This window comes from Aureispira sp. CCB-E, assembly GCF_031326345.1.
Lineage (GTDB): Bacteria > Bacteroidota > Bacteroidia > Chitinophagales > Saprospiraceae > Aureispira.
Map to the genome: position 1 here is coordinate 3,991,629 of NZ_CP133671.1, position 14,902 is coordinate 4,006,530.

The window sequence follows — 14,902 nt, forward strand, 5'->3', positions numbered from 1 at the left end:
GATATTAGGTGTAAATGTAACAAGATTTTGAATTTTCCAAATCAAAATTTTAACAACTGGGCTCTTTAGAGGGATCTAAACATATAAAAAGGCAGCGAAAACAATTTCAACTGCCTAATATATGGATCGTTAACATTTTAAAAAAAATAGCAGCGCTATAACAAATCTCCCATAGTATCAACATCAATAGAACCATGCGAGGCATTATAAATAGCTTTTCCCTCTTTGACTAGAATCATTTGAGGCGATTGATGCTCTATATTTAGTTGATCTGCAATAGCGTTCGACACATCTCTGTGGGCGATTAAATCCAAGTAATAAGCGTCAATATCCAAATCCCAAAAACGTTCTACACTCTTTTTAGCCATCAAACTAACAGAGCAACGTGTACTGTGCTTGAATAGGGCAACAGGTTGTTCATAAGAGGCTTTTAAAGCAGTTTCTAGATCATTGATATTGTTAAGCTCTTTCCATTTCATTGACTTATTGGTTTTAAATGCGATACGCTGTGATAAAAAGTTCTGATTTTCTTGATATAGTACTGTACTGGCACCTAAGGAGTGTAGCAAGTTAATCAACGAAATACTACGATAAAGTATCTAGTAATAATTGAAATTCTGATTTGAATCAGAATGGATCTACTGTCTTTTATTAGACATTATTACGAATTAATTTGTATGGCTAAAAAATAGCATTTTCCAATTTCTCTGCGTTGAAAAAAGACTCAAAGCCCTACGAGTATGCTCGTTTTTTTCGCCTTGATAAATTGGAAAATCAGTATTTTTATTAAAAAATAAACAAGACACTATACAAAGATACGCAAGTATTTTTAATCTTTGTAAGCATAATTATAACAAAAATAAAATAGAAAGGTTTTATAAAATTATTAGAGCGAAAATGGATTACGTTGAAATTGGACGTTTTAGAAAACCACATGGTTTAAACGGTGAAATCAAAGGAGATATTGACGAGCGTTTTTGGAATGATGTGGCAGATGTAGAGGCGTTTTTTGTTGAAATTAAGGGCGAAAAAACACCTTATTTTATTGAGTATTTGAGAGGGAAAGGAACCCTGATTTTTAAGTTTGAAGATATTGATACCAAAGAAGCGGCAAGCCTATTCACTAGTCAGCCGTTATATTTGCGTCGAGACGATATTTCTTTGACAGAAGAAGAAATTAATGACACAGGATTAGAATTTGGCTACTTAGAAGGCTATGAGTTGCACTTAGAAGCTATTGGGAAAGCTGGAGTTATAAAATATGTCGATGAGTATCCTCAGCAAGAAATGGCAACTGTGCACGATGGTGAAAAAGAAATTTTAGTCCCTCTGAGAGCAGCTTGGATTATCTCTGTTGATAAAAGTGAGAAAGTTGTCATCATGGATTTACCAGAAGGGTTGTTAGATATTTAAGAACAGAATGGTTTTTAATTTCTATATGTGAAATTTTATATTGCTAATGATTGAAATGACTAAAAACAAATGACGCTATTTACCTTGAGTTTAATTTGGATTGGAACCTCCTCTTTGTATTCTTTTGTAAGAATGGGGTGGGACAAACAAAAAGCAAATCAAAAAGAATGGCGAACTTCTGAAAAACACTTCTTTATTGCTGCTGCGGTTGGAGGAAGTCTAGGGGTATTGTTAGGCATGCAGGTTTGGAGGCATAAAACGCAAAAATGGGCGTTTAAATTGCCTATTTATGGTATTGTTACCATTCAATTAATACTATTGTATTTCTATTGGTTTGTATGGCAATAAAAAATTAGGCGATATAACGTTATGGTTGGTTATATCGCCTAGAGTAAAAATCACCTATTCTATTGAATAGGATTTCCTTGGTCGTCAATCATATTACCTTCAATACTCCAAGCAAAATCTAAGGTGACGGTGCTTTTAAAGTAAGGAGCTTGCATATCAACATATTGATCGGCAACATAGCCCGCACCACCTTGTACGGTAGCCTGTATATGGCAGCTCATGCAGTTGGTTTGCATACCCCAGTTGTTTAAATTACCTTGAATTTTGGCATAATCTGGACCATAGGTATCTGAGATGACTTGATTACCATGTGTAAATTGGCTACTAGAAAAACCAGCTTCTAAATAAGGGTTGTAAGCATAAACAGAAGTTACATCTTGATTGGAACCCCCTGTGTCTGGCTGTGCTTTTTGCACCATATTATAAGCAACAGCCATTGCGTAATGATTTGCTGCGGCATCTAATCCCGCATTAGTTCTAAGCCCTGCAATCAAAGGAGAACTTGGTGTCTGTGGTTGATCTGCATTTTCAGACCACCAGAAAGTTTGCCAAGTCCAACGAACGTTTTCTTTAGAAGTCACATGCATACCAACTAAAATAGCATAGTTCCCTTTTTGAGGGTTTTCACCAGGCAATTGAGGATTGTTTTTAATTTCAGCAGCTTGTGTAGAGTCTATTCTAAAATGAATAAAGTCATTGATCGAATAGATACGATTGGCAACATCCGTTTGACCATCAATCGTAACTTCTACTGTGTTTCCCCAATCAGAGGGTCTCCAAGAGCGTTCATTGTTACCACCTTCACCAGGCCAGACTTGCAAAACATAGTTCCCAGTAGCAGGATTAATCGTATCTAGGGTAGAGAACACTGGTTTTAAGGCAATGCCACCCAACGGAAATTCTGGAATAGCAGCCAACTCACCTTCTTTTTTATAACTTTCTAAAACAGATTTATAAAACAGCTTCTTTTCGTAAAGATGTTCTGCGGCTGCGGGATCGTATTTTACAAAACCAAGCACACTAGCATCTGAAGGGTCCATTTTGTTGCTTCCATGTGTAAATTGGTTGAAATGCGTCAGTTTACCTCTATTGCGTTTTACATGGATTAATTGCGCATCCGAATTTTTATTTTTTAAGTTATACGCATTGATAATGTCTTCTGGAGTGTACCAAGTTTCAAAACGCCTTAATGGTTGACCATCGTGTATTTCGGAGGTTATTTCTGTTAAAGCTTGCCACAGCCCCCAACCGTGTTGGATAATACTTTCATTAGTTTCTAAATTATTGCCATCAACTTCAGATTTTAAAACCCAACCGTTGACAGTAGTAGAATCTGTCGGAAATGGCTCACCTGTGCTTAGTGTTGCTGGCATTGGAACAGGTGCAAAGCCATTGGCAGTTAATGTTAGTTTAGGAGGAGGAGTTTCCTTATTGGGTTTTTCTGGAGTTTCGTTGCAAGCGGCTAATGCTACAAATAGAAAAAATAGTGCGCTTCCGATTTTAATTGTGATGTTGTTCATAGTAGTTGGTTGTTGGTTGAAGAATAGGTGGTTGGGTTTTAGTTATCTAGTTGTTAATAAGTAGTATATGTATTGTTAAAATAATAAAAATATACTATACTATTATTAGTAGTTGGTTGATTTTTTACTTCTCTTAGCAAAAACCCAAGAAAGTTTATTTGTATTTAGTTGATAATTAGTGTTTTATGTTTTAAGTGTTATCGATTTTTAATCGATTAATTATCAGTATGTTAGAACAGTGAAGGTCTGTTTTATATTTGAGATGTGGTAGGAGAAAAATACTTGTTTTGGAAAAGTAGGTATTTTTACGGAGTGTGTCAGAAATAAAAAAGCCCTGTCTCTAGTGAGGCAAGGCTATGAAGGATATAATGTATTTTTATTTAAGTAAGTGGGCAGAAAAAAATATAGCTAAAAAAATAGACTTATTTTTAGTGCTAGTCAAAGAGAAAAAGTGCAGATTTACCTGCGGTGCTACTGCGTGGTAGCGGGCTAAAGCAAGATGTTTCGATGAAGAGTAGCGCAAAAAGAAGGTTGTTTTTTATATAGTTTTTTCTGAACGATTATTTATTAGAGCAATAAACAAGAACTTTATTTAAAAGCATCTAGCTGCTCACAAGTAGTTCTAACCAACTCTGATTTGTCGGATAAACAACTACGTTTTACTTTTTTAGAGCTAGTAGATTTTACTTCGGTGCAAGTACAAAGTCGAATAGCCTCTTGGTCATTGGCGAGCAAATCAAGTACCTGTTTGTCTGAAAGAGGAAGCAATGTGAGTAAAGCTCCAAGACGGATATCAAGAGAGTTGTTGGTATCATTAAAAGCAGCTTTTGCTGTGGTAGCTTGGGATTCGAGCTGTCTATCAATATCGTGATCTGCTAAATTAAATTTAATTTCTACAGGTGTTTTAGAGCTGTTATAACTGCATTTCCATATCTCATAAGTCCCTTTGTACTGTCGATTGCCAACATGAAGGAATTGACCTTTATCATCACGAATATTTTTAACAATCAATTCTTGTTCTGTAATTGTTTTAACCTCATATTCTTTGTGGGCAACAGTGCTACTTAGATAGTTTTTGGGAAAATCTAAATGATTAATAAAATAAGACCATTTGCAGACTTCTTTAAATTCCTCTATCAATGTTTTATTGCCAGGATATTTTTGTAACGCATCCCAAGCAGTGGCATAAGCGGCAGCGAAATCTAATTGACGCAATTGTATGCGAATCAGATTATCCCAAGCAGCTAATTGAGGCTTTTTAGGACTGTTTTGGATACACGTTTTGTAATAAAAAATAGCAGAGTCTGGTTGTTCCTCAAGGTCATAAGCCATTGCCAACCAGTAGCAACACAAGGGGCGAGGCATTTCTTTATAAACATTTAATAAGTAAGGTTTGGCTTGGGTATATTCTTGGGCATTACAAAGTTCTTTAGCTTGGTTCCATGCCACTCGTATGGCTTCACTTTGAGCGTTCAGCGTCTCCCAAGAGATCAAGAAAGAAAGAATAATGAATATTATTTTCATAACAGCTACTATTTGTATCAACAATGAATAGGGCAAGGGATCATCTAAACGGCAGCGGCAATAGATGCAAAGGCAAAATGCTCTAACAAACGCTGAACTTCTTCTAACTCTCCGTTATCAGGAATTTTAATATCAGTAAGAGCGGGCAAGTGCTGTGCAAAATAAATATTATTATTTGCCATTTCAATTAGAGTAGAAGCCAAGGCTTTGGGATAAGGATAAGAAGGACTTTTCTCTAAAATAATTTTAGAAATACTCTCACACAGCACTTTGTAATTGGTAAAATATCCCTCTTTATTCTCTTTGTCCACAAGTTTGGTGTGGTAAGCCTTACTAGATTCAGCTACCACAATATTATGCAATAGATTTTCATCGACATAACTAATTGCAGGGTTTTTGCGAGAGGATTCAACCAAAACAGACAAAGCTATTTTTAAACGTTTATCAACATCTTCGATGTTCATTGTATTAAAGTCAATTTGGTATTTCATCCATTCCCAATACCAAGAAACCAAATAAATTAAGAGTTTGTGTTTGTTCTTAAAGTATCTATAAATGGAGGCTTCTGTAGATTCTATTTGAGTAGCTAGTTTTTTAAACGTAAATTTCTCAAATCCCAGTTTATCAATTAAGATAATGCTATGCTCAATAATTCTTTTGCCTAACTTTGTTTCTTGAGGGTCTCTAAGGTATAAGTTGGCATTTAGTTGGATTTGTATTGCAATCATAAATCTTCTATCAACTTTCTTTTAACTAGCGGTTTACAAATAAAAGGTCACAAAAATTATCCCTCAAAGAAGGACATGGTAATTTTTCTGAACGATTACTTGTATCTGTATATCGAAAAGGCAACGAGCATTACTAAACTTGCTTGATGATGGAGGATGAAATCCACGATTTAGAGCAAAGCGATCTAAGATGTTGATGCTTAAAAAAATCATCAGGGAAAGTAAAGGTAATGGTTGCTATAAAAATTATAAATTTGGTTTAGGCAATAAAGTTCAAATATAATAAAAAAGAAGTGAAAAGCAGTGCTTGGTACCAGCTAGTTTAGAATTCAAAATTTCTCTAATTTTTTTTCTTTAGCGGAATTCTAAATCGAAGGACTTATTTTCGACCAAAATCGGCAGGAATTTCCCCCCAAGCTTTGGTTTCCCACTTTAAAATTTCTGTTTCAAAACTATTGTTTTTTAACCAATTTTCGCCACGAGTAATCAAATCAAAAATTTTAACATTGGCTTTGGTTTTGGCAACTTTGGTGCGGCATTTTTTTGCTTTAATCCATCCCATAGCAATTTTTGAATCGGTGTAAATCGGTAGATTGCTATTGTGTTGTTTTAGGAAGGCAAGCCCATGGACCAAAGCTAAAAATTCTCCAATATTATTGGTTCCCTGTTGCAGAGGTCCTACGTGGAATAATCGTTTGCCAGTACTTGTATCAACACCTTGATATTCCATCAATCCAGGATTGCCACTACAAGCAGCATCAACGGCAATACTTTTCCAAATTGGCGTTCCTGCCAAACTAGGGTCAATTGTTTTCTTTTTACTAGGAGTGATTGCGTCAAAGTAACTGCCCGCAAAAGCATCTTCCGCTTCTCTTAAACTGCCAAAAGATTTGTACTTGGCACCTGCATAACCTTTGATGTGTTTTTGGCATTCTTTCCAAGTCTTAAAAATTCCAGTTTCATGCCCTTCCCATACTACATAAAATTTGTTCTTTTTTGCCATATGATTTTATCTGTAAACTTGCTTAAGGATTAAAAATCGGGATTTGGGATCATAGTTACATTACTACGATGAGTGAAGTAACAACAGACAAAGGTATTTATTTTTAGTGGAAAAGAAAATGCAGTGAAAAAGTTCTAACAATATAGCACAAAAGTCCAAGGTCATGAGCGAACCGAGCATAGCGAGCTCACGACCAAAGGGAGTAACAAAGCGAACGACCACGAAGTAGCAGCGAACCGAGCTATGCGAGCTCACGACCGTAGGGAGTAACAATGCTAACTACTATTCTAAGCAACGATAAAAAAATAATCTTTCGATTTGCCTAATCTTGCCGCCAATTGTTGAAATATTGAACATGACTAAACTCTATAAAGGCTAAAAAAGCCATAATCAGTACGAACGCCAAGTAAGTCACCAACAAACTTAATAGAGGCTTTTTTGATCGAATGTTCAAACTGAAACTCGTGCAAAAACTGTTGGGTTTGAAAATCAAAAATTTTGACTGTATTTCTATAAGTAATGGCTAATTTTGAATTGTCTGAATTGAAGGCAAAATAAAACGCATATTCATATGGTGGAATTTGGATGTCTTTAAAAAACAGTTCTTGTTGTGTTTCCAAACTAAAGAAGCGAACGTTCCAGTAGCCTTCCATGTCAATGAATACTACCATTTTGTTATCTTTTGTAAAAGCCATTTGACCGATGGATTTAGTGCTGACGTCTAGGGTTATAATTGTTTGTAAGGAATTACAATCTATGATATCTAGCGTTTTTTGTCGGCGTTGAATGGCTAATAATTGAGCATCGGAAGAAAGAGTTAAGGCAAAAGAAGGATTGCTTCTGGGGATGGTTAAGTCAAATTTTTTCTGATGGAGATTTGAAATATTGTTGGTCAATAAAAGTTGTTGTTTAGTGCTAAACGCAAGACAATTAGCAGCCGTTGAAAGTTGCTTGTGTTCCCAATCTTTGGCGGCACTTAATGGCGTAAATGTTTGTTGATGGATATTGTATTGATAAATACGTTTGTCTAAATAGATAAACAAGGAATGATGCAAGGCATTGTAACAAATATCCCAAGGAAGCGCAGCTGGCAAATCTATTTCTTCTTTAATAACGCCAGATCTGTTTATCAAAATAAGTGTGTCCTTAATCAATTCTTTTGGAGTTTTGTTGTTCCAACCAACTTTGGAAACGTAAATCCCATCTGTACTAGGTTCAAAAGAAAGTGCCCCAGTATACCCTGTTCCAATAAAACGATGCATGGTAGCCATGCCCGCCATAGCATTGGGGTTTCTATAAATATACCCTTTTTTTAGCCACTCTACTTCTTTCTTTTTCCAGTGCTGAATCGCTTCTGCTGGTGTAGAAAATGTTTTAATTGTAATTTTTGTCTTTGGCGGCTTTCCAATTTCCACCCAGACACTTTTATCTTTATAAGCAATCCGACAAATCTTTTCTGTGTTTGTTTGTTCTAATTGTCTGAAAATAGGATATGCTGTTGGCTCTAAGCTTGTTATGTCAGGAGTTGTTTGTTTCGGCTTTAAGGAGACTTTATAAGCTTTAATTTTTGCAGCTGTAGAAGGATGATTGGTGTAAAAATTCTTATATTTTTTATTTTCTACACCATTAAAAATACGTTTGCCTCCTTTGTGTCCCGCAATTATAAAATAATCCAAAGCCTCTATTTTTTGACCACGATCAAAGGCAAGTTTACCGGCTAAGAATTCGCTCTCGCCATAATTTCTATTTTGTTGGTCGCAACGCATGAAGGTTGGTAAATAGGCTATGGCTTGCTCTATATTTTTACCTTGGAGATACGCATGAATGATATTTTGAGCGATATAATAACTCTCTTGCCAGTTTTCTTTGGGGAGTGGGAGTAAGTCCCAAGCTTTTTCTAATAACTGCAAACTTGGGGTCGTATTTTCTTTGTCAAACACATGATAAGATTGTTGAATTAAATCATCAATTGTCTTAGCAAGTTCTTTTTCTAAAGAAGGCATATCATTTAATTGGAAAGAATTGTATAAAGATTAAAACTTCTTTTTACGAGAGATTACTCAAAACGTTACAATAAAAAAGATTCACCCTAAATAAGAGTGAATCTGTTATTGCACATTGTTGTGCTACCAAATACATAAAACAACAATGGCATGTAAATTTTGATCAGCTCCAACCACTTGAATAAACAAGTTGGGGTTGTTATACTACAAGGGTTAAGCGAACAAATGGGGCTAGGGAGAGAGTACTGAGGTTAGAAAATTACTGAACAGTAACAGAAAGTTGTTGTACCATTTCTTTGCCAAAACAGATGGTTTTGCCTCCAAAAACAGCCGAACTATAAGTGTAAGGAACGATTTGAACTAGATTGGTTCCATTGTCTAAGGTGCTCAACTCGTTTGCTGTGAATGTACAAGAAGTAGCGTTAGGTCCCATTGTCTTGTGTACTCCACCAACTAAAAATAGAACAGAATCGGCACCCGACACAGTGTTACAAGTTAGTGTATAGCCAGAAGATTTGGTAACGACATCGCCACTAGTAATTTCGGTAACAGTAGGAAAGTTATTGGTTGGCGTGTGAGTAAAGGCTGGATAGCCATTGTCTCCAGTTGCCTCCCATGAAACGCCATTAGACCAGTCAATACCTGTTGCTTGGGAGGCACTTGCTGTTGCAAGATAGGTTTCTCCTTGATAGTCCATTTTGGTACCGTTGACTTTTATGTCACCGATAGAAACACGAGTGGGAGTAGCAGCAGAAAGCCCGTTGGAAGTGAAAAAACCAACGCCTGTTCCAACTGTAATTTCAAAGGCTGGAACATTTGGAACAGATTGTTGTTTGGTGACTGATTTTACAGCCCACAATGCTCCATCAGCGTTAGGACAAGCATTTGGAGTAGCAGGTGTACCATTGTTGTTGTTGGTAGTAGGGGCAAAAGGATCTTTGATACAGGCGATAAATAGAACACTGATTGCCAAGAAAAAAAATACGTTCTTCATTTTAGGTAATTTTTGGTTGTAAATAGCATGCTTTATGTGGTAGCTTTGTGTGAGCTCGCATAGCTCGGTTCGTTGCTACTGTGTCGTGGTTTTAACGACCACGAAGTAGCAGCGCAACTAACTATTGTAAAAAGCAACTATTTAAAAGAATATGTAATTGGTATTTGTTATTACAAAGATATAGCAAGATGCACAACCAAAAAATAGGGCATTTGCCCCATTTTGATATTTACAAACGAATTTTTTAAAACTTGTGGAGATTATTGGGCACAAGTAGCCTTGTATCTAATCGTATATTTTGCCTTGGGGATTAATTTTGAAATGAGCTTTTTGAGCATCGACAAAATTATTAATAGTTGTTTTTTGACCTAATTCAATTTCACAAAAGGCTTGTAGCATCTGGTTGGCAGAAACACTAGGAGACATTCTTCCTACGCCTGTGCAAAAACCAGGAATACCAATAGAATTAATGGATGGATGGTTCTTAGCTGCAATCAAAGCAGCTTTCATCGCCAAATACGCATTGACAGAGGTAGCAATATTAAAACTCATGGGCACTCGCATTGTTGGAGCAGATATCAAATAAGGAATGTGAGCATCTCCTGTTTTTAAGGTAAGGGATTTGCCTACTAATAGTTCTCCTTCAGGTAATGCTTGGATTTCCTTTTGAAGTCTACGATGAAAATCCCACCCTAAACGGACTGAAATAGCGTAGTCAACTCCTCCGTCCATGAAGCCAAAGGAATTTGCAGGGCTTACTAGTGCATCGCATTTTATAGTTGTAATATCTCCTTCAAGTATTTGAACATTTTTAAACGAATCAAAGGCTATTTTCCAAGCCTCAATCATAAGTGGATTTTTATCAACAAATAGATAATTCATGAGTATTTTTAAAGTTTATAGAAATCTTTTTATATGGTTATTTATAATTCTACAGCAATCTTAAATAATAAAATTATTTCTAGCTTTTTGAACCGCTTCAAGTTTAGAATGCACTTGTAGCTTTTTGTAGATTCGTTCAATGTGATTGCGAACGGTTTTGGGAGAACGATTTAAATTAGTAGCAATTTTTGTATTAGAAAGACCATGACTGAGCTGTTCTAAAATTTCAACTTCTCGCTTGGTTAGTTTGATCTCTTCTTGATTAAAATTAGCTTTTTTTAGATTGGGGTTTCGCAATAGTTGCAAAGCTTTTTGAGCAATAACTGGTGTCATTGCAGCACCTCCATCTATGGTTTCCAAGATACTTTTGTGCAAATCAGAAGCATTGATTTCTTTTAACAAATAGCCGTTGGCACCTGCCTGTATGGCTTTAAAAATACTATCATAATCGTCTAAAACCGTTAACATAACAATCTTAATTTGTGGGTATTTCTTTTTGACATTAGCCGTTGCTTCAATGCCATTTATAATAGGCATTTCAATATCCATTAAGATCAAATCCAAGTGAAAGTTGCCCTCCAATTTTTCCATTAATTCTTTGCCATTGGTAGCAATGGTAACTACTTGTAAGTCATCAAAAAAAGATAATTTTTCTTTAATATTTTGTAACAAGAAGATATTATCTTCTGCGATAGCAATTTGAATGGGCATTGTCAATAATTATCGGTTAAAAACAAATTACGTGGCTTCTAGGGGCTCTGTTGACAAAATGAGATAAGAAGCCGTTTCTTAATGCACAACGTGTTTTAGAGTGACAAAAGTTCCTACGTTCAGTTGAGAGTTTATTTCTAAATCAGCGCCCATTTCTTGGGCACGTTTGCGCATATTGTGTAAGCCATTGCTTAAGGTGGCATTAGCTACGTCAAAACCTTTGCCATTATCACAAATTTTAAAATAGAGCGTACCGTTTGTTTTATTAATACTAATTTCTATTTGATCTGCTTCGGCATATTTTAAGGCATTGTTCAAGGCCTCTTGGATGATTCTATAAATATTCATTCCTTCAACCGAAGACAAAGTGCCGTTAACAGGCAGTTGATCGTTGATGATAAAACGAAAATCAATATGCTGCGTGGCATCCTTAGCAGCGACTAGGAAAGTATTAATGCGTTGTTTTAAATCATAGAAGCTAATGGCATCTTTGTTCATTGCCCAAATGGTATCTCGCAAATCTTGAATGGTATTTGAGGTAAAGGTTGTAATTTTTTTAAGCTTTTTGCTCAATGAATTTTCTAATTGAAAGGCATACTTTAGGTTGTCAATAGAGGAAATAATAAAAGTTAATTGAGCTCCAATATTGTCGTGCAAATCTCTAGAAATTTGATACCGTTGTTGGGCTAATTTTTTCTGAGTTTCTATTTTTCCCATGGCCTCTTTCAGTTGATGTTCCTTTTGAAGCTGTAGATTGCGTTGTCTCAAATAGTTAAAAATTAAAACTCCAATCAAGATCAAAATAACAGCCATACTCCCCAAGGAAAGCAGCTGGATATTTTTTTGGTTAATCTCTAAGGCTTGTTGATCAATTTGTGCTTGTTGCAATAAAATTTCTTTTTCCTTTTTTTCGGCTTGGTATTTTGATTCAGCTTCAGCAATAGCTTGGGTGCTTTGCTCATTAATCATGGAATCTTTGGCATTAATATGCAAATTAAGATACTCATTTGCCTTTTGGAATTGCTGCTGTTCGCTCCATAATTGGGCTAAGCTTTTATAGGTTTCCATTTCAATTTCTCTCAAGCTTTTCTCTTTTGACAAAGCCAAGCTTTTTAAGTAAAACCTTTCTGCTTCTTTGGGTTTGCCTTGATCTTTACTAACAGCCGCAAAATTATGGTACGAGTAAGCTGCCCCTCTGTTGTCTCCTAATTTTTCTCGCAATTGTATAGATTGATTGTGATAAATAACCGCAGAGTCCAAATTTCTTAAACTATGATGGGCGACAGCTATATTGTTAAGATTAATAGACATTTCCTGTTTGTCCTTTAATTTTTGGCTAAGCGTATAGGATTTTTTATAGTAACTTAGAGCCTTTTGGTACTTCTTTTGGTAGTTGTACAATGCTCCAATATTGTTATAACCTTTAGTTAAAATTTCAATATCTCCTAGACGTTCTTCAATGGCGATTGCTTTTTCAAAATATTCTAATGTTTTATCTATGTTTTTTTGATAATAATAAACAATCCCAATATTGTTATATGCTTGAGCAATTCCTTTAGGGTTGTTGGTTTGTTCTTCGGCTTTTAATGCTTCAAAATAAAGTGCTAATGCCTTTTCGTGTGCTCCTGTTCTGGTATGTATAATCGCAATATTGTTGAGTACAATAGCAAAACCTGCCGTGTAGTCGTGTTGTTCACAAATTTCTAGTGCTTCGTTATAATAATCTAAAGCGGTAGGATAATCTGTTTTGCGTTCGTAGTAATTGCCTGTTACATTTAAACAACGGATAATTCCTTGATAAAGACCTAGTTTTTTTGCCAACTGAAGCCCCTGCTTAGCGTAAACAACAGAAGAGTCCAAATGAGTCGTTAAATATTGTTGTGCAATTGTTTGATAAGCAATTACTTTATTGCTATCATTAGGCATACTGGGCAAGGCTTGAACAAGGCTGTCAGTATTATTTTGAGCTTGTGTATATATGGTCCAAAATAGAAGTAGGACAAGGGAAAATTTGGATGGCATGAGCGTGTTAATCTAAATTAGAAATAAGAGAACTAAGATAGGTAATATTGTCTCGTTTACAATAAGTTCTACCGTATAATTCTATCAAATTAGCAAAGAAGTATATTGGTTTTGTAACAGTACTCAAAGGAATCAACTTTATTGAGTAATTTGAAGAGAGAGAGGGTAAAGCAAAAAATCCACGAACTACTAATTTTATAAGCGGTTTTATTTTAGTATATTCGAAAATTAATAGTTGGTTTACTATTTTCGAAGCAAAATAGGTTAGTAGACTCTAAAAAATATTAAGCAAATCAATCAAATTTTTACATTATTTATGGCAGTACAAATTCTTGAAACCCGTCAAAAAGCACTTGAAATAAACTTAGACAGCAACACCTATGGTTCTTTTGCAGAAATCGGTGCAGGGCAAGAAGTGGCGCAGTATTTTTTCAAGGCAGGGGCTTCCTCAGGAACAATTGCAAAAACAATTTCGGCTTACGACAAGTTAGTTAGTGATGATATTTATGGAGCAGAGCAATCGGGGCGTTATGTTTGCGAATCTAGATTGTACAAAATGTTAGACCATGAATATGATTTAATGCTTGACCGTTTGAGTAACACGCGCCCTGAGTCTCGTTTGTTTGCGTTTGCCGATACCGTAGAAACAATTAATTATCACAAAACAAACAAAGGTCAAGGTTGGCTTGGGTTGCGCTTTCAGCTTCATCCGCAAGCAGAACCTAATGATATTGTAATGCACATTGAATTGTTGGATAATGATATTGCTTTGCAACAACAAGCAGTGGGAATGCTGGGCGTTAATTTGATATATGGGTCTTATTACTATTATGGAGATTATACCAAATTAATGGCTTCTTTGTTAGAGGGAATCCAAAACCGAGTCAAAATAGATATGTTGAGGTTGACAGGACCGCAATTTATAGACATAGACAATCGCCTAGTTACTTTGGAGCTGGTCAAGCAAAAAATGACGGATGTGGCTATGTTTAATAATAAAGGCGTGCCTGTTCATCCTTCAGAATTTATGTATAAGCACAATGCTTTGGTTGTTCGAGGTAGTTTCAGACCTGCTACTTTGAGGACGTTAGATCGGTTTGAGTCGGCTACAAAACAATTTAGTGCAGAGGCAGATTTGTCAACAAGGGGAACTAGCATACTGGCTGAAATTACGTTAAAAGATTTGTGTCGAGATACAGGGAAAGTAGAGGAACAGGATTTTTTAGATCGGGCTTCTTTGCTCAATCATCTGGGAAAATGTGTGATGATTACAAACTGTAACGAATACAAGCGTTTGATTAATTACTTGGCAGATTATAGAGTGGCCAAGTTGGGGATTGTCATTAGTGCAAAGGGCTTGTTAGATATTGTAAATAGCAAATATTATCGAAATAAAGATGGTCGGTTGATTACTTCTTATGGAGAAATTTTTACACGCAATGTTCGGGTTTATGTTTATCCTGCTTACAACGAGGGAGGAAGCGAATTGATGACGTGCCGCAATTTACCTATTCCTGATGGGATTCGATATTTGTACAAGCATATTGTAGAAAATAGGCATGTCGTTGATATCGAAAGTTATAATGAAGATTTATTGCAAATATACTCCATCAAAGCTTTGAGAATGTTGCGAGAGAACGAGAAAGGATGGACAAAATTTGTTTCTCAAAAAGTAGCCAAATACATTCGAGAAAAGCACCTGTTTGGTTTTCCCAAACCCAATATGGAATTTGAATATTAAAACAATTTAGAAT

Annotated in this window: 13 protein-coding genes; 3 read left to right on the plus strand and 10 right to left on the minus strand. The window is 35.7% G+C overall.

What is annotated here, in order from left to right:
* Positions 1 to 155: 155 nt before the first annotated feature.
* Entirely contained in the window at positions 156 to 479 is a 324-nt protein-coding gene (ytxJ, locus tag QP953_RS15490) for a bacillithiol system redox-active protein YtxJ (protein WP_052593091.1), read from the minus strand.
* A gap of 418 nt (positions 480 to 897) precedes the next feature.
* Between ytxJ and QP953_RS15495 the strand changes: the two genes are divergently transcribed.
* Both QP953_RS15495 and QP953_RS15500 read left to right on the plus strand, forming a co-directional pair.
* On the plus strand, positions 898 to 1,413 hold the full coding sequence (locus QP953_RS15495) for a ribosome maturation factor RimM (protein ID WP_052593093.1): 516 nt from the start codon (positions 898 to 900) through the stop codon (positions 1,411 to 1,413).
* 69 nt (positions 1,414 to 1,482) lie between these two features.
* Positions 1,483 to 1,761 (plus strand): DUF1294 domain-containing protein, encoded by a 279-nt coding sequence (locus QP953_RS15500; protein WP_052593095.1) that lies wholly within the window; start codon positions 1,483 to 1,485, stop codon positions 1,759 to 1,761.
* A gap of 59 nt (positions 1,762 to 1,820) precedes the next feature.
* Here the strand turns inward: QP953_RS15500 and QP953_RS15505 are convergent, their stop codons facing one another.
* From QP953_RS15505 to QP953_RS15545, 9 genes are all read right to left on the minus strand, one after another.
* Entirely contained in the window at positions 1,821 to 3,281 is a 1,461-nt protein-coding gene (locus QP953_RS15505) for a hypothetical protein (RefSeq protein ID WP_309551655.1), read from the minus strand.
* Between the two features lie 588 nt (positions 3,282 to 3,869).
* Positions 3,870 to 4,805 (minus strand): hypothetical protein, encoded by a 936-nt coding sequence (locus QP953_RS15510; protein ID WP_309551657.1) that lies wholly within the window; start codon positions 4,803 to 4,805, stop codon positions 3,870 to 3,872.
* 44 nt (positions 4,806 to 4,849) lie between these two features.
* On the minus strand, positions 4,850 to 5,533 hold the full coding sequence (locus tag QP953_RS15515; RefSeq protein WP_052593101.1) for a TetR/AcrR family transcriptional regulator: 684 nt from the start codon (positions 5,531 to 5,533) through the stop codon (positions 4,850 to 4,852).
* A 379-nt stretch (positions 5,534 to 5,912) separates the two neighbouring features.
* Positions 5,913 to 6,536, minus strand: a complete 624-nt coding sequence (locus QP953_RS15520) for a viroplasmin family protein (protein ID WP_052593103.1) — start codon at positions 6,534 to 6,536, stop codon at positions 5,913 to 5,915.
* 359 nt (positions 6,537 to 6,895) lie between these two features.
* Positions 6,896 to 8,539, minus strand: coding sequence for a WD40 repeat domain-containing protein (locus QP953_RS15525; RefSeq protein WP_309551659.1), 1,644 nt, complete (start codon positions 8,537 to 8,539; stop codon positions 6,896 to 6,898).
* A 259-nt stretch (positions 8,540 to 8,798) separates the two neighbouring features.
* A complete protein-coding gene (locus tag QP953_RS15530; RefSeq protein ID WP_052593107.1) occupies positions 8,799 to 9,533 on the minus strand; it encodes a hypothetical protein in 735 nt (244 codons plus the stop codon).
* 285 nt (positions 9,534 to 9,818) lie between these two features.
* Entirely contained in the window at positions 9,819 to 10,415 is a 597-nt protein-coding gene (locus tag QP953_RS15535; RefSeq protein WP_052593109.1) for a macro domain-containing protein, read from the minus strand.
* Between the two features lie 60 nt (positions 10,416 to 10,475).
* The gene (locus QP953_RS15540; RefSeq protein ID WP_309551661.1) at positions 10,476 to 11,126 is read right to left on the minus strand and encodes a response regulator transcription factor; all 651 of its coding nucleotides are present in this window, start codon (positions 11,124 to 11,126) and stop codon (positions 10,476 to 10,478) included.
* Positions 11,127 to 11,204: 78 nt separating this feature from the next.
* Positions 11,205 to 13,148, minus strand: coding sequence for a tetratricopeptide repeat protein (locus QP953_RS15545; RefSeq protein ID WP_309551663.1), 1,944 nt, complete (start codon positions 13,146 to 13,148; stop codon positions 11,205 to 11,207).
* A gap of 316 nt (positions 13,149 to 13,464) precedes the next feature.
* Between QP953_RS15545 and QP953_RS15550 the strand changes: the two genes are divergently transcribed.
* Entirely contained in the window at positions 13,465 to 14,889 is a 1,425-nt protein-coding gene (locus QP953_RS15550; RefSeq protein WP_052593115.1) for a hypothetical protein, read from the plus strand.
* Positions 14,890 to 14,902 lie beyond the last annotated feature (13 nt).

Bases quoted from the DNA above. Each gene is read 5' to 3' on its own strand.
- QP953_RS15540 (WP_309551661.1), bottom strand. From the start codon at position 11,126: ATGCCCATTCAAATTGCTATCGCAGAAGATAATATCTTCTTGTTACAA.
- QP953_RS15520 (WP_052593103.1), bottom strand. From the start codon at position 6,536: ATGGCAAAAAAGAACAAATTTTATGTAGTATGGGAAGGGCATGAAACT.
- QP953_RS15530 (WP_052593107.1), bottom strand. From the start codon at position 9,533: ATGAAGAACGTATTTTTTTTCTTGGCAATCAGTGTTCTATTTATCGCC.
- QP953_RS15550 (WP_052593115.1), top strand. From the start codon at position 13,465: ATGGCAGTACAAATTCTTGAAACCCGTCAAAAAGCACTTGAAATAAAC.
- QP953_RS15535 (WP_052593109.1), bottom strand. From the start codon at position 10,415: ATGAATTATCTATTTGTTGATAAAAATCCACTTATGATTGAGGCTTGG.
- QP953_RS15545 (WP_309551663.1), bottom strand. From the start codon at position 13,148: ATGCCATCCAAATTTTCCCTTGTCCTACTTCTATTTTGGACCATATAT.
- QP953_RS15500 (WP_052593095.1), top strand. From the start codon at position 1,483: ATGACGCTATTTACCTTGAGTTTAATTTGGATTGGAACCTCCTCTTTG.
- ytxJ (WP_052593091.1), bottom strand. From the start codon at position 479: ATGAAATGGAAAGAGCTTAACAATATCAATGATCTAGAAACTGCTTTA.
- QP953_RS15515 (WP_052593101.1), bottom strand. From the start codon at position 5,533: ATGATTGCAATACAAATCCAACTAAATGCCAACTTATACCTTAGAGAC.
- QP953_RS15525 (WP_309551659.1), bottom strand. From the start codon at position 8,539: ATGCCTTCTTTAGAAAAAGAACTTGCTAAGACAATTGATGATTTAATT.
- QP953_RS15510 (WP_309551657.1), bottom strand. From the start codon at position 4,805: ATGAAAATAATATTCATTATTCTTTCTTTCTTGATCTCTTGGGAGACG.
- QP953_RS15505 (WP_309551655.1), bottom strand. From the start codon at position 3,281: ATGAACAACATCACAATTAAAATCGGAAGCGCACTATTTTTTCTATTT.
- QP953_RS15495 (WP_052593093.1), top strand. From the start codon at position 898: ATGGATTACGTTGAAATTGGACGTTTTAGAAAACCACATGGTTTAAAC.